General features: G+C 68.4%; 13 protein-coding genes. 6 read left to right on the top strand and 7 right to left on the bottom strand.

Features of this window, described 5'->3' with window-relative positions; all coding sequences use genetic code 11:
* The 5 genes from ACFK0J_RS38860 to ACFK0J_RS38840 form a co-directional block, all read right to left on the bottom strand.
* Complete coding sequence (locus ACFK0J_RS38860; protein WP_378743320.1) at positions 1-447, bottom strand: DinB family protein; 447 nt, start codon at positions 445-447, stop codon at positions 1-3.
* A 148-nt stretch (positions 448-595) separates the two neighbouring features.
* Positions 596-5,119 carry an alpha-(1->3)-arabinofuranosyltransferase family protein gene (locus ACFK0J_RS38855; protein WP_378743318.1) on the bottom strand — a complete coding sequence of 1,508 codons (4,524 nt, stop codon included), beginning with the start codon at positions 5,117-5,119 and terminating at the stop codon, positions 596-598.
* 76 nt (positions 5,120-5,195) lie between these two features.
* On the bottom strand, positions 5,196-5,366 hold the full coding sequence (locus tag ACFK0J_RS38850) for a DUF2613 domain-containing protein (RefSeq protein WP_083894819.1): 171 nt from the start codon (positions 5,364-5,366) through the stop codon (positions 5,196-5,198).
* 136 nt (positions 5,367-5,502) lie between these two features.
* Positions 5,503-6,597: an isochorismate synthase MenF gene (locus tag ACFK0J_RS38845; protein ID WP_378734749.1), complete on the bottom strand. Its 1,095-nt coding sequence runs from the start codon at positions 6,595-6,597 to the stop codon at positions 5,503-5,505.
* A gap of 89 nt (positions 6,598-6,686) precedes the next feature.
* Positions 6,687-7,175 (bottom strand): universal stress protein, encoded by a 489-nt coding sequence (locus tag ACFK0J_RS38840; protein ID WP_378734747.1) that lies wholly within the window; start codon positions 7,173-7,175, stop codon positions 6,687-6,689.
* Positions 7,176-7,273: 98 nt separating this feature from the next.
* Between ACFK0J_RS38840 and ACFK0J_RS38835 the strand changes: the two genes are divergently transcribed.
* The 3 genes from ACFK0J_RS38835 to ACFK0J_RS38825 all read left to right on the top strand — a co-directional run bounded on the left by ACFK0J_RS38835 (position 7,274) and on the right by ACFK0J_RS38825 (position 10,420).
* Positions 7,274-8,437: a glycoside hydrolase family 3 N-terminal domain-containing protein gene (locus ACFK0J_RS38835; RefSeq protein ID WP_378734745.1), complete on the top strand. Its 1,164-nt coding sequence runs from the start codon at positions 7,274-7,276 to the stop codon at positions 8,435-8,437.
* A gap of 112 nt (positions 8,438-8,549) precedes the next feature.
* Positions 8,550-9,149, top strand: a complete 600-nt coding sequence (locus ACFK0J_RS38830) for a TetR/AcrR family transcriptional regulator (protein ID WP_107653283.1) — start codon at positions 8,550-8,552, stop codon at positions 9,147-9,149.
* Positions 9,150-9,286: 137 nt separating this feature from the next.
* Positions 9,287-10,420 (top strand): DUF5685 family protein, encoded by a 1,134-nt coding sequence (locus tag ACFK0J_RS38825; RefSeq protein WP_378734743.1) that lies wholly within the window; start codon positions 9,287-9,289, stop codon positions 10,418-10,420.
* A 166-nt stretch (positions 10,421-10,586) separates the two neighbouring features.
* On the opposite strand, the gene ACFK0J_RS38820 is transcribed toward ACFK0J_RS38825, so the two are convergent.
* Together ACFK0J_RS38820 and ACFK0J_RS38815 are read right to left on the bottom strand one after the other, a co-directional pair.
* Positions 10,587-11,456: a MaoC family dehydratase gene (locus ACFK0J_RS38820; protein ID WP_378734741.1), complete on the bottom strand. Its 870-nt coding sequence runs from the start codon at positions 11,454-11,456 to the stop codon at positions 10,587-10,589.
* Positions 11,453-12,811, bottom strand: coding sequence for a 3-oxoacyl-ACP reductase (locus ACFK0J_RS38815; RefSeq protein ID WP_378734739.1), 1,359 nt, complete (start codon positions 12,809-12,811; stop codon positions 11,453-11,455). The genes ACFK0J_RS38820 and ACFK0J_RS38815 overlap by 4 nt, the downstream gene beginning before the upstream one ends.
* Before the next feature lie 282 nt (positions 12,812-13,093).
* Between ACFK0J_RS38815 and ACFK0J_RS38810 the strand changes: the two genes are divergently transcribed.
* From ACFK0J_RS38810 to ACFK0J_RS38800, 3 genes are all read left to right on the top strand, one after another.
* Entirely contained in the window at positions 13,094-14,416 is a 1,323-nt protein-coding gene (locus tag ACFK0J_RS38810) for an acetyl-CoA C-acetyltransferase (RefSeq protein WP_378734737.1), read from the top strand.
* A 399-nt stretch (positions 14,417-14,815) separates the two neighbouring features.
* Entirely contained in the window at positions 14,816-16,087 is a 1,272-nt protein-coding gene (locus ACFK0J_RS38805) for a hypothetical protein (RefSeq protein ID WP_378734735.1), read from the top strand.
* Complete coding sequence (locus tag ACFK0J_RS38800) at positions 16,088-17,410, top strand: lipase family protein (RefSeq protein ID WP_378734733.1); 1,323 nt, start codon at positions 16,088-16,090, stop codon at positions 17,408-17,410. It abuts the gene before it with no gap.
* Positions 17,411-17,507: the final 97 nt, after the last annotated feature.

Genomic DNA, 17,507 nt, shown 5'->3' with positions numbered 1-17,507 from the left:
TCAGGTATCCAGCTGCCGATGCATGTCGAGCAGATGGTGCCGGAGCTCGTGCAGGGTGTGCACCGCCAGCCAGCGCAGCGACTGTTCCCGCGGCTCGGGGTAGGGGAAGATCAGCGTCCGTTCCCAGTCGTCGCCGCTCAGGCGTTCGAGCACATTGGCGAACAGTTGTGCGGCATCCCTGATCTGGCGGCCGACGTCGGCGGGTCGCTGGTCCGCGTAGCCGTCGTGCTCGACCCGCTCGTCACGGCCCATCGGCGTGGCCTCCGGCGTCGTCATCCGCCGGGCGGCCAGCGCACGTTCCCGTTGCACGAGAAGGACATCCCGCATGTGACAGGCGTACTCCAGGGGCGACCACACCTCGGCTCGCGGTCGTCGCCGTAGCTTCGGGGAATCGGTGAGCAGCAGGTCCGCGTATTCCACGGCATGCTCCCTGGCCAGCGGCGCCACGTCGGTCGCGCGGGTCAGGTCATAGACGAAACCGCATTCGGCACATTCGCTCACGACTCCACCTCGCTAGCGCTCGGTTCCGTCGTGCGCGACGGCGCGCTGTATTTTCGGTTCCCTCGCTGACGCTCGCTCACGCGGCGTCACATTATCAACGAGGTGTGTTGCGGCGCAGCCCGAATGGTCCAGCTGGTGGTAGCGCGGCGATGCCTACCGCGATCACGGCGAGCAAGGCGGGCAGCTGTGCCCACAGCGAACCACCCAGGTAGCCACCGGAAGCACGCCACGGGCCGGTCGACAGTGCTGCCGCCGAGAGTGCCGTGCCCACGCCGGCCACGACGACCAACGCTCTCGGCGCGAGGTGTGGATAGCAGCGGACGGCGGTGAGTGCGGCCGCGGTGATGGCGGTGCCGACCGGGCCTGCGATCACCGTCACCGCTGCCGCTAGGCCGATTACGCCGAGCCAGCGGGTACCCCAGGTTCGTGGCGCGGAATCCGCGTCGCCGCCAGTGGAATCCGGGCTGCCGCCAGTGGAGTCCGGGCTGCCGCCAGTGGAGTCCGGGCTGCCGCCAGTGGAGTCCGGGCTGCCGCCAGTGGAATCCGGGCTGCCGCCAGTGGAGTCCGGATCGCCGACGGCCGAATCTGATCCGCCGCCAGCGTTATCCGGTTCTGCGGCACCGTTATCCGGCTCGACGGCGGTTTCGAACGAGCCCTCCACTGCCGAGTCGGTCTGCTCCGGCGTGGTATTCGGCTCGGAGTCAACCGGTTTCGCGGAGCGGGCGCGGCGGGGGATGGCCAGGAACAGCAGGGGCAGAAGTAGGAGGAGCCCGCCGAAGATGCCGAGCCGGTACCAGCGGTCGATCGGGAAGGAGACGGTGACCGGGCCCGTCGCGTCGGGTGGAAGCAGCCAGGCTTGTTGCCAGCCGTCGATGACGACCGGCTCGAGTGTGCGTCCGTCGGAAGTCGTTGCGCGCCAGCCGACGTTCGTGCTCAAGGGCAGTACCAGAACCCGGGTTCCGGACGCGGACTGGATCGGGGCGGTGGGTCCGGCGCGGTCGAGGCGGAGTCGGTCGACGAAGAACAGATCGGTGGGCCCGACGGTGACATCGGCGCGCCCCCGCGGCACCGTCAGCTCCCCGGAATCGTTCGGGAAGAAGCCGTTCGGGCAGACACGCGCGGGAACCGGTGCACCGGAGCGCAGTTCGTCCGCGGTGGCGGTGACCGTGGTGCGCAGCAGTTGCCCGTCGATATTGATGGTGGGCCCAATTTCGCACGGGACGGTGATTTCCCGGTCGAGTGCCGCTGGTGCCGGGTAGTCCGGGCCGAGTACCGTCACCTCGGCCAGGCCCGGCGGCTGCGAAAGAGCGAACCCGAGCGCGGTCTTGTCGAGCACCGGCCGCCAGGTCCGGATGCTGAGCTCGATCCGATCGGTCACATAGGGGTGCAACGAGACTCGGGCCGGACTGCCGGGGTCCAACTCCCGCACCTGTGGACCGTCACCGAGATCGACCACCACTGAGGTGGGCTCGGCAGGCAGGCCACCGAGCGACGGCGTCAACTCCAGCCCGGTCACCAAGGCGGGTTCGGGCAGTTCGATGGTGAGTGTCGGCTTGGCGCCGGTCGGCACCCGCACCGAGTCCTCCGGCGCGGTCCAACTGGTGCGCGGATCGCCATCGGTCGCGGCGAACGCGGCACCGCGCAGGTCTCCGACATCGGCCTTGCCTCTGGCGACCGGGCGGTCGTGGTCGGTGAGCAGGGCCTCCAACGCGGGACCCTGCCGGGTCCGGACGGTCAACTCGGGCGTGACGGCCATCGGTTCGGGCGCCGAAAGCGTGCGCTGGAAGGTTCCCGGCTCCTCCGGCGCCAAGCCGAGGGCCTTGCTGCACCGCACCCGGTCCGGCGCGTCGAAACAGGCACTGCGCCCAGGGAATTCCTGACCGAGATCCCATCCGCGGACCTGAGCGCCCGCCGGTGTCGGCGGCAGCACGGTCCGGTGCCGGATATCGACACGGACCGGCTGATCACGGACGGAGTAGTCGTCCAGGGTGAGCTCGCTGATACCGAACTGCCCACCGCGCTTGCCGGTTTCGGTGCGGATGGCGGTGATGGTGACCCACTGCGTCTTGCCCGCGGGTAGCGAAACCGATACCTGGGCACCGGGTTCGGGGATCCGGGTGGTCACGGTGCCGTTCGCGGTACGCACCTCGACCCACTTCACCGGGTCGCCGATGGCGGCCGCGCTGGTGTGGAAGCTCAGCTGCCCGGCGTTGACCGGTTTCGCCAGGTCGAGCCGAAGCCATTGCCCCAGCGCGGATTCGGAACCGTTGCTGATCCACGCCGTGGCCGGGTCGCCGTCGACGACGGCAGCGGTCGAGCTGCCCGGCGCGGCACCGCCGAGCTGGGTGGCGTCGGCGGCCGAACTGGACGCGGTGATGGTGGCCCCCGACCATTCCCCACGCACCAGGTCGGCGCCGGGCACCGGATAGTCACGCACCAGATTGTGCGTGCGGCGCGCGTCGTCCGGGGCGCGGACCGCGGAGTTGTGGTTGTCCACGCGACCGAAGTCGGTCTCCCGATCCATCGGGGTATCGGTGACCGTCACGGGCCCGACCGGCAGTCCGGCCCGGGTCGCGTCGGCGGCGAGCATGGCGGGAGTGTCGGTGGTGCCAGGGTCGCGGTGCAGCCGTTCGAGTACTTCCGGCCCGCCCTGTACGACGGGTACCGCGTCGAGCGGCACCGTGTACGCGCCGGGGAACGACTGCGGCGCACCGGTTCCGCTGCGCACCTCGGTCGGCGTGCCCGGCTTCGGCGCCTGCACCCGGTAGATCTCGACCGCCGGGTACGGCGGCCGCAGATCGCCGTCCGCGACCAGATCCTCGGCGATGACGGCGGGCTCGATCGGCGCACCGAATTCGGCCACCTTCGTCAGGCCGGGCGAACCGTCGAGCGCGCGGTGCGCCAGCATCGGGCGCGTCGAACGCGAAGTCTCCGGGTCGAGATCGTTGCGCAACACCAGAACACCGATGCCCTGCCCGGCCAGCGTCGCCGCCAGGCCGGTCGACGGCCTGCCATCGGCGATCAGCCGCTGCACCGAATCCATGGCGCGAATCGTGCCGGGCGGGTTCAGCGGTACGGCATCGCGGACCGCCCACGGCGTGCTCGCCAACGCCTGCAACGGCTCGTCCCGCGTCAGTCCCCACACCTGACTGCCGAACGGCGCCCCCGGCACCACCAGCGCGCGCGTGTCGGCGGCGTTGTGCACCAACCAGTCCGCGGTCTGCTGCCAGTAGGCGGGCACCTGGTCGTAGGCGCCGCGCGGGGCCAGCCGGCCGGTCCAGGCCAGCGAGGTGGACAGGGCGAGCGCGGTCAGGATCAGTGCCGCCACCGCGACCACCCGGTCCCGTTCCGGATGTGCGAACGCGCTGCGCCACACCGGCATCGGCACCGAGGCAGGCAGCGGCACCCGGGCGAGTAGCTGAGCGAGGCCGAGCACCAACGGAATTCGGATCAGCGGTTCCAGCTTGTGCACATTGCGTAGCGGCGCGCCCCCGGAATCCAGGAAGACGCGCACCGACTCCGCGAACGGCCCGCCCAGCTCACCGACATATCCGGCGCAGATGCCGACCAGCCCGACACACAGGATCAGCGTCAGCCGCCCCCGGTACGGCATCGACCGCATCGCCAACCCCGCCATGCCCGCCGCGGCGAGCAGCCCGGTGGCCAGCACCGCCGCGGGCTGGGTCACCAGCACCGCACCCGCGATGCGCTCCGGCGAGACGAACGGTGTCCAGCTGTCCGTGCCGCGCAACACCTCGGCCAGCGACGCCCATTGCGTTGTCACTCCGGAGGATTCGATGTAGTCCAGGAACGGCGGACTCACCTTGCCGAGCAGTAGTAGCGGCACCGCCCACCAGAAGGTGGCCAGCACGAGCAGCGGAACCCAGGCCCTGGTGAACCGCCACCACCGGCGGTTCGGACGATACGAGGCCCACCACAAGAAGGCGGGCAGAAACGCGGCGACCGTCGCGACCGCGTTCACCGATCCCATCAACGCCAACGCCAGCGCGCTTCCGGCGGCCGATTCCGCGCCACCGCGGCGCGCGCGTCCCGAACGGGCCTGACCAGGTGCGGCGTCGGGTGCGTGGCCCAGATCGACGGTGCGCCGTCGATTGCGATAGCGGATGCCGAGCGCGGCCGGTGCGAGCAGCACCCACGGCGCCAGCATCATCGGCAGCGTTTCCGAGGAGATGGAGCCGAGGGTGGTCAGCACGCGGGGAGACAGCGTGAACGCGATGGCCGCGATGATGCGGGAGCCTCGGGTGCCGATACCGAGGGTCTCGCAGAGCCGGATGATGCCCCAGAAGCCGGCCAGCAGCAGTAGTGCCCACCAGATCCGCTGGGTGGCCCAGGCGGGCAGGCCGAGCAGATGGCCGAGCGAGAAGAACGCGCCGTGCGGGAAGAAGTAGCCGTAGGCCTGGTTCTGTACCTGACCCATCGGGGCCTGGCTGCTCCACAGGTGGCTGGCGCGTTCGAGGAATCCCAGCGGGTTCTGCGCCAGGTCGTATTTGGTGTCGGCGACCGTGCGGCCGGGTGCCTGCAGGAAGGTCAGCAGAAACGCCGCGAGCACGGTGCCCGCGAACCAGCGTCTACCCAGCGGCGCTTGCGAGCCGCGGATGCGCGAGGCCGCAAGGAGCCGCCGCGACGCCGCGGCGGGTTCGCGCGAGTCGGCGGGTGAAGCGGGGGTCAGCGGCTCAGCGACTGCCGTACTCGACGTTGTTCAGCAACGAGGAGTCCTTGTCGCCGCTGCGGTCGATGTCCGGACGCGAGTTCTGCTGCACCGCCACCGTGACGAGGAGCACCGCGATCACGCCGAGTACGGCGCCGCCGACAGCACTCGCAACACCAGGAACAGCAAACTTCATTGCGGCACTCCAATACATCGATGCAGGCACATTCCCGGTCAACCTAGCAGCCCGCTCCCGTATTCGGTGCGTTCAGCCCGTCGATTCCCGGCGATAGCCAGTGCGTACCGCGGTTGCGGCGGTGCTCACACGCGAATCAATGCGCCGGGATGACGCAATTCAGGCTGCCGAGGAGAGTGCGGAGTTTGGCGGTGGTCTCGTCGAGTTCCGCCTTCGGGTCCGAGGCGGCGACGATGCCGCCGCCCGCGTAGGCGTGCACGGTCCGGCCGTCGGCCGACAACTCGGCGCAGCGGATGGCGACCACCCAGGCGCCGTCGCCGGACGCGTCGCACCAGCCGACGGCGCCACCGTAGAAGCCGCGGTCTTCCTCCAGATCGGCGATGGTGTCGAGGGCCAGGTCGGTCGGGGTGCCGCAGACGGCGGGCGTGGGGTGCAGCAGCAGCGCGAGGTCGAGGGCCGTGGTCGCTGGATCGCGCAGTCGTCCGGTGATCGGGGTGGCGAGGTGCCATACCTCGTGCGTGCTGATCAGTTCCGGTCCGTCGGGGATGGAGAGTTCGGCACAGACCGGGCTGAGCTTTTCCCGGATCCACTCGATGACGAACGCGTGTTCGTCGCGATTCTTGGCACTGGCCAGCAGTTCCCGGGCCTGGGCCGCGTCCGCGGCTGGGTCGGCGAGGCGTGGCAAGGTGCCTGCCAGCGGACGCAGCGTGACCGTGTCGCCATGGCGGGCGATCAACACCTCGGGTGTGGCACCGACCAGCGTCGCGCCGACCCGCCCGGCCGGCGTCAGGTCCACCGCGAACACATTCGCGTGTGGATGCCGGGTCAGCAAGTGGGCCGCGACGAGCTCGGGCTCCAGCGCGGCAGCCGCCTCGGCGAGCACCGACCGGGCCGCGACCACCTTGCGCAGCGGCTGCGCCGGATCGTCGAGCTGCTCGATCAGTTTCGTCACTCGCGCGATATGTTCGGCGGCACTGGGGATTTCGGTGACGAACTGCACGGCGGGCAGTTCGGGCAGCGCCGCGGGCCGCCACGGCCCCACCGTGCGTTGCGCGCGTTCGGGCACGCTGAGAGCGGCGGGCCGCCGCGGATCGAACGGCAGCGCCCCGACAATCAGTTCCGCGCTGCCATCCCGTAGCGCGGCCGCCGCGCGCCCGGCCGCATCGAAGGCGACCCGGCTACCGAACGCCCGAACAACCCCCTCGGGCTGAGCAAGCAGGAATCCATCCATGATCCCTCGACCCTAACTCCGCGCACCGCACCCCAACCCGCCGAGCGATCCAGATCTCAGTCGCGCCTCGGGTGCGTGGCACGTGGCCGCTAACCCGCTTTGGGGGCGGGTTCTTTGCCGGGCGGGACCATGAGGACCGGCCGGTGGCAGTGTTTGAGGACGGCGTCGGCGACGCTGCTGTGCAGGAGGGCGCGGATGCCGGTGGCGCCTCGGGTGCCCGCGACGATGATGTCGACGTCCAGGTCGTCGGCGCATTCGACGATGGCGTTCCAGATGGTCGTCGTGCATTCGGCGGTGCGCGCCTCGGCATTGAGTCCGGCGAGTTTGGCCAGCCGGACGCCCTCGGTGTTGATGGTGCGGGCGTCTACGTAGGCGACGTCCTCGATCTCCTCGTCGGGCACCCATTCCGGCTGCATCACGCCGGACAACCCGGACAGGCGGGCGGCTTGCCGCACCATCGGCTCCCACGCGGTCAGCACGATCGCTCTGTTCGCACTGAGGAACCGCCCGGCGTATTCGATGGCCCGCTTGGCGTTCTCGGACCCGTCGTAGGCAATGAGCATCAGATCGCAGGGCACGATGACCTCCTGGTGGGAGACTCACGGCTATTGAACAAGGCTACCCTGGCCGAGCCCGGCCTACCCGCTGCCGCGCGCGATCAGTACGGTTTACTTCCATGCGGAAGACGCCCCTGCTCGTGCTCGCCGTGCTGGCCGCCGTCGCGACCGCCTGCTCGTCCGGCGGTGGCAGCGACTCCGCGCCAGCGCGACCGGTGATTCCCGAGTCGACCTCCGAATCGTCCACGCAGGCAACCACATCCGGGAAAAAGGCGTGCACCGACGGGTACCTCGCCCAGTTCACCTTGCGGCAGAAGTTGGCGCAGCTGTTGACAGTTGGTATCACCGGTCAGGCCGACGCGGCGAATGTGGTGAGCACCGAACAGGTGGGCGGCATATTCGTCGGCGGCTGGACCGACCTGTCGCTGCTGAGCACGGGCCAGCTCGACCAGGTCAAGCAGACGGCCAAGGTGCCGCTCATGGTGACCATCGATGAGGAAGGCGGCCGCGTCTCCCGGGTGCGGAGTCTGATCGGCGAGGCGCTCTCGGCCAGGGCGACGGTGCCCGCCATGTCCGCCGAACAGTTCTATCAAGAGACACTGACCAGGGGCCGCAAACTGAAGGACCTCGGCGTGACGGTGAACTTCGCCCCCGACGTCGATGTGAGCAGCCAGCCCGACGATTCCGTCATCGGCGACCGTTCCTTCTCCGACGATCCGGCCGTGGTCACCGAATACGCCGACGCCTACCTTCGGGCCATGCGTGAGGTCGGTGTCGGCACGGTGCTGAAGCACTTCCCCGGCCACGGCTCCGCCTCCGGCGATTCGCACCGGGGCGCGGTCCGCACGCCGCCGCTGGCCGACCTGCAGACCGTCGATCTCGTCCCGTTCCGTGCCCTGATCGATTCCGGCGCGGGCGTGATGGTCGGCCACCTCGACGTTCCCGGCCTGACCACCCCTGACGTGCCCGCGAGCATCAGCCCGCAGGTGATGACGCTGCTGCGCGAGGGCCGTGACTACGGCGCCGCGCCGTTCCAGGGGCCGATCTTCACCGATGACCTCGGCGGCATGGCCGCGATCACCAACCGTTTGTCCATCGCGGACGCGGTGGAGGCCGCGCTGGTCGCCGGTGCCGACAACGCGCTGTGGATCACCACCGACGCGGTGCCAAGCGTGCTCGATCAGCTGGAGCAGGCCGTGTCGGCGGGACGCTTGCCCGCCGCCCAGGTCGACGCGTCGGTGCTGCGGATGGCCGCGTTCAAGGGCGCTCTTCCGCGCTGCTGAGGCCCGGTTCCGGCGACGGCTGAGGCACGGTTCCCGCGACTGGTGAGCAAATCCGACCCGCGGAACTTACCTTGGAGTAATATATGAACTTCACCATGCGGTAGGAGAGTGGATGGCGGGCGGAACGAAGCGACTTCCTCGGGCGGTTCGTGAGCAGCAGATGCTCGATGCCGCCGTCGAGGTGTTCTCGCGGAAAGGTTTCCACGATACGTCGATGGACGCCATCGCCGCCGAGGCGAAAATATCCAAGCCGATGTTGTACCTGTACTACGGCTCCAAGGACGAATTGTTCCGCGCCTGCATCCAGCGCGAGGGACTTCGCTTCATCGAATCGGTGGTGCCCGCAGGCAACCCGCAGCTCACGCCGCACGAGCAGGTGCGGGTCGCGCTGGAGGGCTTCCTCGGCTTCGTGGACCGCAACCGACGCTCCTGGCAGGTGCTCTACCGGCAGGCCATCGGCCAGCAGGCATTCGCTTCGGAGATCGAGAACGCCCGCGAGCGCGTCATCGAATTGACCGCCAAGCTACTGGAATCCAGCGCCAAACACCCCGAGCCCGGCACCAACTTCGACATCGTCGCGGCCGCCGTGATCGGCGCGGGCGAGGCCATCGCCGACCGGGTGGCCAGCGGCCGCATCGAGGTCGCCGAGGCCGTCGACCTGCTCGACGATCTCGCGTGGCGCGGTCTGGCCGGGCGCAAAAAGGCGGAGTAGCGCAGGCTCGCCGCTGTGGAGGAAGTGGCGGGTACCGGTTGCCGCGCCGTTAACGGCCTGCCAGAGTGCGGTGATCGAGAAGTACAGACCGGCTCCGCGCGGAACGGGCCGGGGAGAACGGGGCGGAATTGTTCGGGTTGCTCAGGCCGTGTGCGCACGGCGCGGCGAAGTACGGCATCGATGCGGCCGAGTGGCGCACACATATGTGCGGGTTGTGTCTGGGGCTGCGGGACCAGCACGGTCAACTGGCCCGTGCGACAACGAATGTCGACGCGATTGTGCTGAGCATGCTCACCGAGGCGCAGTCCGCGGGCGCGGTCGAACGCAGCACGGCAGGGCGATGTGCCTTGCGCGGTATGCAACGTGCGTCGGTCGCGGCCGCGGATTCGCCGGGTGTGCGATTGGCCACGACGGCGTCACTGCTGCTGGCGTCGGCCAAGGTCCGGGACCACGTGGACGACGGTGACACGTCCGCACTGGCCCGCACACCGATGGCGAAGGCGGCCAGTCGCTGGGCCGGACAGGCGCGGCTGAGCGCGCGGCGCATCGGGTTGGATGTCGAACCCTTGGTCGCCGCGTTGAGCGCACAGCCGGGGTTGGAGCAGGCGACGACCGACACCGGTACGGATTCGTTGGCGCGGTTGACCGAGCCGACCCAGCTCTGCGCCTCCGAGTTCTTCGCGCATACAGCGGTTTTGGCCGAGCGCCCCGCTAACGTCGACGCATTGCGCGCCGCCGGTTGGCAATTCGGCCGGATCGCGCATCTGGCCGACGCCGTGCAGGACTACGAGCGGGACCTGGCGCGCGGCCGGTTCAATCCGCTCGCCGCCACCGGAACGACCATGCCGCAGGCGTACGACCTACTGCGGGAATCTGATTCACGCCTGCGTGCAGCGGTCGCGGACGCCGAGCTGGATGCGGTCCCCACGGTGCGCTGGATGTTGCTCGACCCGCTGGCCGGCGTGCTGCGCCGACTCGGCCACGGGATCGGCGAGGTAGCCGGCCACACCTGCGGGATCTCGCACGACCGCGCCGACGTGCAGATGAGCTCGCGGCGCACCCGGCATCGTCGTCCGGGTATCGGAGAGTCGCTGACGCTTCTCGTCGGCGGGTACTGCACCGGTTACGCCTGCTGCGCCGACCACACCCAGCCATGCACCGGTAAACGCAAAGACGCCTGGATCAAGAACTGCGACTGTAGCGGTTGCAGCGACGGCGGCTGCGGCGGCTGCTGTAATTGCGATTGCTGCGGCTGCGATTGCAGCTGCTGATCGACATCCGAGCGGCTGCCGCGCCCCGATTCGCTTGGTGTGTAGCGGAATTACGCATGGCGGCGAACGATGCACGGGGCCGGGCGACGGAGTGAGTGCGCCGGGTCGTTGCACGAACGGAGCCGCACCTCTCGTGAAAGAGATGCGGCCCCGGTACTTTCGTGTGTCAGCGCAGAGAGGCGGTGAGGTGCGGGAACCCCTTCTTCGGGTTCAGCACGGCCAGATCCCAGCCGCCTGCCACCTGATCGGCATAGACGTTCACCGTCGAAGGCAGGAAGATCGGCTTGCCGAACTTCACCGAATAGGTGGTCTTGCCGGGGATGCGGCCCTCGATCGTGCCGAGTATGTGCGCGGCCGACCACATGCCGTGCGCGATGGGCTTCGGGAAGCCGAAAGCCTTGGCGCCCAACGCCGAAGTGTGGATCGGGTTGTGGTCACCGGACGCCGCGGCGTACTGGTTGATCGTCTTCTGATCGACCCGCCAGGTGCGCAGCGGCGGCGGCGGAACCTCTTCCGGCTTGGGTTCCGGCTTCGGCCCACCCGAGAGCGAGGTGCGCTGCTGGTGCAGGAAGGTGGTGACCTGCCGCCACACCGGTTCCCGGCCGACGCTGATCTCGGTGATCGCGTCGACGAGCAGCCCCTTCGGGTGCTCTCGCAGATTCTCGATGTGCGCCTTGATATCCAGCGGCTCACTCACCGAGATGTCGCGGGTCCGCTCGATCACGTTCTCCGCGTGGACCGCACCGACCGCGACGAACGGAAAGTCGCGCTGCACAACCAGTTGCATCACGATCGGGAAGGTGAGGATGAACGGGTAGGTCAGCGGCAGCGCATCGCCGAACCGCAGACCGGTCGCCCGGCAGTAGGCGGCCAGATGATCCGGATCCACCCGCAGACCATCGAGCTGAATCGTCCGATCCGGCAGCGTCGGCTTACGCGCCGAAACCAGCGGCAGCGGAACCGCACCCAGCGCGGCCTTCAGATACAGCGGGCCGTTCTTCGGCGGTTCCGTCAGCGTGATCTTCTGCGTCATCATGCTCCGATCAGGCTCTGCCCGCAGACACGAACGACGTTGCCGGTCACCGCGTTCGACGCCGGGCTGGCGAAGTAGGCGATGGTCTCGGCGACATCGACGGTCTGCCCGCCCTGCAGCAGCGAGCTCATCAGCCGACCGGCCTCGCGAGTGGCCAGCGGGATGGCCGCGGTCATCGCGGTCTCGATGAAGCCGGGCGCCACCGCGTTGATGGTGATGCCCTTCTCCGCCAGCTTCGGCGCCTCGGCGTCGACCATGCCGATGACGCCGGCCTTGGAGGTGCCGTAGTTGGTCTGGCCGCGGTTGCCCGCGATGCCCGCGATGGAGGACACGTCGATCACCCGACCGCCCTCCTTCAGCGCGCCACGGGCCACCAGGCCCTCGGTGATCCGGTGCGGCGCCGCGAGATTGACATTGAGCACCGAGTTCCAGCGGCCCTCGTCCATGTTGGCGAGCAGCTTGTCGCGGGTGATGCCCGCGTTGTGCACGACGATGTCGATGCCGCCGAAGCGCTCGGTGGCGAATTCGGCCAGCTTCTCCGCGGCGTCGGGCGAGGTCACGTCGAGCGCGAGCGCGGTGCCGCCGACCTTGTTCGCGGTCTGCGACAGCGCCTCACCGGCGGCCGGGATGTCGGCCACGATCACCGTGGCGCCGTCGCGGGCGAACACCTCGGCGATGGTCGCGCCGATGCCGCGCGCGGCACCGGTGACCACCGCGACCTTGCCCTCCAGCGGGCGGTCCCAGCTGGTCGGCGGGGTGGCGTCGTCCTTGCCCACCCGGATGACCTGGCCGTCGACGAACGCCGACTTGGCCGAGAGCAGGAAGCGCAGCGTCGATTCCAGGCCGGTCGCGCCGGTCGATGCCTCGGGGTGCAGGTACACCAGCTGTGCGGTGGCGCCGCGCAGCAGCTCCTTGGCCACCGAACGGGTGAAGCCCTCCAGCGCTCGCTGCGCGATCTGCTCGTCCACGCCGGACGCCAGCTCGGGGGTCGTGCCGATCACCACGATGCGACCGGACGCGGCGATGCCGCGCATGGCGGGCTGGAAGAACTCGTAGAGCTGCGACAGGTCTTCGATCGTGCCGATGCCGGTCGCGTCGAATACCAGCGCGCCGAGTTTCGTTCCCGCGCTCGGGGAATCGACGAAGGTGTAGTCCGAGAGCATGGCGCGCACCGGCTCGGCGACCCGGCCCTTGCCGCCGAGCAGCACAGGTCCGGGCAGGGCAGGCTCACCCTGCTGGTAGCGACGCAGGTTCTCCGGCTGCGGCAGTCCCAGCTTGCTCGCCAGGAACTGACCGGGGGCCGAGTGGACGAACGATCCGTAGAGGTTGGGAGCACCCTTGCTCTTGCTGGCTGCCACTGTTCCTACCTTTTCTGTGTTGACAGGCGGCGTGCACGGTCCCTGGCGAGGTTACGCAAGCTAACCCTGCACCGACTGTCGCTCACGCCGCGATGTTCAGTTCTCGGGTCTGGTGGTACCCGGCAGTGGACCGCTGGCACACATTTGCGGGGTACGGTGTCGACAACAAACTTACTCCAGAGTAAGTTTAATGTAAACCAACCGCGACGGGGCGCCGATCAGTGGAGATTTCCACGCGGACTCCGGAGCGCCGGACACCCCCAACGAGACCTGGAGACTCGAGTGACAACCAAATCCCGTTCGGCGAAGAGCACCGCCAAGACCGGTAAGACAATCCGCCCGGTCGCGATCGTGGGCGGCAACCGGATTCCGTTCGCTCGCTCCGACAAGGCATACGCGCACGCCTCCAATCAGGACATGTTCACCGCCGCGTTGGACGGCCTGGTCAGCCGCTTCGGGCTGCAGGGCGAGCGGCTCGGCATGGTCGTCGGCGGCGCCGTGCTGAAGCGGGTCGGTGAGCACGGCATGATCCGGGAAAGCGTGCTCGGCAGCAAGCTCAGCCCGTACACCCCCGCCCACGATCTGCAGCTGGCCTGCGGTACCGGCCTCCAGGCCGTCGTCACCGTCGGTGACGCAATTGCCCAGGGCCGCATCGAAGCCGGCGTCGGCGGCGGCACCGACACCACCTCGGACGCCCCGATCGGCGTCAGCGAGGGCATGCGCGAGTGGATGCTCGACGCCAACCGCGCCAAGACCAACAAGGACCGGCTCAAGCTGGTCGGCCAGCTGCGCCCGAGCATGCTCGGCATCGAGATCCCGCGCAACGCCGAGCCGCGCACCGGGCTGTCCATGGGTGAGCACGCCGCCATCACCGCCAAGGAGTTCGCCGTCCCGCGCGAGGCGCAGGACGAGCTGGCCTACCTGTCGCACAAGAACATGGCCGCCGCCTACGACCGCGGCTTCTTCGACGATCTGGTCACCCCGTTCCTCGGCCTGACCCGCGACGACAACCTGCGCCCCGGCTCCACTGTGGAGAAGCTGGCCACCCTCAAGCCGGTGTTCGGCGTCAAGGCGGGCGACGCCACCATGACCGCCGGCAACTCCACCCCGCTGACCGACGGCGCCTCCACGGTGCTGCTGTCCAGCGAGGAATGGGCCACCGAGCGCAACCTGCCGGTGCTGGCTCATCTGGTCGACAGCGAGGTCGCGGCGGTCGATTACATCCACGGCCCGGACGGCCTGCTGATGGCGCCCACCTACGCGGTGCCGCGGCTGCTCGCCCGAAATGGCCTGACCCTGCAGGACTTCGACTACTACGAGATCCACGAGGCGTTCGCCTCCGTGGTGCTCGCGACGCTCACCGCGTGGGAGTCCGACGCCTACTGCAAGGAGCGCCTCGGCCTGGACGGCGCGCTCGGCTCGATCGATCGCGGCAAGCTCAACGTCAACGGCTCCTCGCTGGCGGCGGGCCACCCGTTCGCCGCGACCGGCGGCCGCATCGTCGCCTCGACCGCGAAGATGCTGGCGGAGAAGGGATCCGGCCGCGCGCTGATCTCGATCTGTGCCGCGGGCGGACAGGGCGTCGTCGCCATCATCGAGCGGTAGTACCGGCAAACAGCTGACAACAGGTGGCATTCGGTCGTCCCTGGCGACCGGATGCCACCTTTTTTGTCGCTCAGCGCACCACTGCCTCGTGTTGTGAGGTATCTCATGGATTCCATCGAAGAATTTCGCCAAAGTTGCCAGCGCTGATCTGCTGATTAACAGCTACTAGCAGGCAACTTGTGTGTTACACCTTTTCTGCGATTGCTGGGCATTCGTCATATCGGCGCTTGCTAGGGGGCTGATCTCTGTGTTTACCTGCACGTCACCTACTGTGCTATCGGTGCTGTGCAATCGAAGAGGCGCTATATCGACGTCTTATCGACATGTGGCTACCGGCAGGACATCTCCTCGGCTTTACGAATTACTCGAATCGAGCTAGAGAGGAAGGCTGAACAGCTGATGCGAATCGGTATGGCGCTGCGTGCCGCGGCACTGGCTCTCGCCGCCGCGGTCGGTCTCGGTCTCGCGGGTGCGGCGCCCGCGGGAGCAGCCGGGGACGTGGACCGCTACCTGGATCTACCGCTGGTGAACCGGGATGCCTCGACCAGTCCCGGCGGAGTCAACCCCGAACTGCCGTACGACCCGGTCGAGCTGCGCAGGCTGCTGGACGAGGCGCGCGCCCAGGGAGTGGCGCCGACGAGGTACGCCGCCCTGCTCTATCAGTACTGGCTCGTCGACGCGACGAACAAAGCGGGCATCGATCTACGGTCCTGGGATCCGCGCACCGGCGTCGAGGCCAACCGCGGCAACCTGATCAAGTCCTACCGCTACTACGAAGACCTGCAGTTGAACCACCGCGAGCTGCAATGGGCGGGCATGGGCGGTCAGGTCGGCGCCGACTTCGGTGGCGGGCTGATCGATTTCGAGTTGATGGGCAACATCTACGCCCTGCCCGGTCTTTCCGAGTCCGCGCGCGGCGTCATCGCCGCGGTCGACCAGGCCGCCGGTCCGCAAGCGGTAGCGCAACTTCCGCGCGGACTGCTGGCGCTGGCCGAAGCGGGTTCGCAGATTTCCCCGGAGGACCTGCGCTACATCATCGGGATGATCCTGGTGATGCAGAAGAACATCTTCTCGGACCTGATGCCCATGCACGACGCCTACGTCACCGAGGGCCTGCCCGCCTTGGCGGAGTTCCAGGCGGCCGGGTTGTTCGACGACGAGGTGATGAACGCCTGGCGCGACGTGGCGTCCGGCGACCAGGACCGGATCGCCGCGGGCAACGCGAGTCTGCTGCGCCGCGAGCAGTATTGGGCAATCCGCGACCAGTGGGACGCGGTGCGCAACTACAAGGGCAGCGTCGGCGAGGCCATCACCTACGTCAGTGGCGCCGCCGGATCGCCGTCGGTCGCCGGTGTCGCGCCGCCGCGAGAGTTCCATCCGGTGCGCATGCCGGTCACCATGGCCGACGGACGGCCAGGCCTGCTGACATTGCCGCTGCCGGACTGGAATTGGTCGGAATTCGACGCGCGCTGGGACTACATCACCTCGGAGTTGCTGCCGAAGTATAAGTTTCAGGTCGAGAACAACTGGCCCGCACTGGAAGCCGTGATGCGGACACCGTATGAGGTGCAGATGGAATCGCATCGACCGCTGTTCAATATCCCGCAGCTGCTGGATTCCGCGGCCAGGCAGATCAAGGTGACTCCGATCGACACGATGGCGGTGCGCTAGATGAAACGCTTTACCGTGGCCGTTGCGACGGCCGCCGCGCTGATGCTGTGCGCGGGAACCGCTGCGGCGGAACCAGAGATGTCCACGCCAGGGCTGGACCGGGTCTTCAACGGATTCGTCGTCGGGCAGATCGACAACGCCAAGCCGGTGCCGCCGGATCAGGCGTTCCAGGCGTTGCTCGCCAACGACCCGTTCTACCAAGAGCCACCGCTGACCGGTACCGAGCAGCCGGGGACGTTGCTGAAGGCCAAGAAGGTCGACGTGATGTTCCTCGGCGTCACCCCGCCCGATATCGAGGCCTACAAGCTGATGTACGTGACCACCGCCAACGACGGTGTCACGCCGACGATCAGCACCGGCATTCTGATGATCCCGAATCACGGTGTGCCGGTGTCGGAAAAGAAGCTGATCTCCTATCAGGAGGCCAACGACAGCGTCGGCTGGTCCTGTCACCCGAGCACGCAGTGGACCGGCGGTGACCCGCTGGACGGCTCGTCCTGGTCGGCGCTCGGCCCGCTGGCGCTGATGTTCGACAAGGGCTACGCGGTGATGATCTCCGATGTCGGCAACGACGGAGACCGCAGGCCGCACGGTGTGTTCGCGGGCAAGTTCGCCGCGCACGCCCAGCTCGACGGCGTCCGTGCGGCATTGGCGCACTCGGACGCCGGACTGAACCCGAAGGCGCCGGTGGCGCTGTTCGGGATCGCCGGTGGTGGTGTCGGTGCGGCCTTCTCCGCCGAGCTGCAGCCGACCTACGCGCCGGAGCTCGACGTGAAATCCGCTGTGCTGGAAGGAATGGTCGTCAACCCGCGCAACTTCATGCGGGTCGCCGACGGCTCGGTGGGCTCCGGTTTCGCGCTGGCCACCCTGCTCGGCTTGGAGCCCGCGTACCCGGAGATGCAGGTGAACGCGAAACTGAACCCGGCGGGCGTCGCGCTGGCGAACTTCTTCCGCACCCAGTGTCAGACACCCGCCTACTTCGGGCTGCCGTTCCTGCCGCTCAACACCCTGTTCACCTCGGGACTCAGCCCGGCCGACGAACCGGCGTTCCAGCGGGCGTTCGAGGAGAACATCCTCGGCCGGTCCGGGACGCCGAAGGCCAAGGTGGCCATCACCTCCTGCGCCGCCGACGACTCGCTGATGTCGCTGGTGCCCGCCAAGGACTCGCGGGAGCTGGCCGACATCTACCGGGCCGGTGGCACCGACGTGACCTACCAGCCCACCGATTGCAGCATGGTCCGGATGCTCACCGACCTCTACGGCTGGGGCACCGACCTGTTCGGCATGCAGACGATCGACTGGATCGACCGCAACTTCGACTGAAAGGACTTCGCTGCCATGGCAGTTCTCTACGGAATCAACTACTTGTTCTGGTTCGGCCCGCTAGCCGTCGCCAAGCTGCTGGCCCAAGCCGCGGGCT

The sequence above is a fragment of the Nocardia brasiliensis genome, from assembly GCF_042691675.1.
GTDB classification, from domain to species: Bacteria; Actinomycetota; Actinomycetes; order Mycobacteriales; family Mycobacteriaceae; genus Nocardia; species Nocardia brasiliensis_D.
The sequence above is the reverse complement of the archived record's forward strand: the minus strand, read 5'-3'. Positions and strand labels throughout refer to the sequence as shown.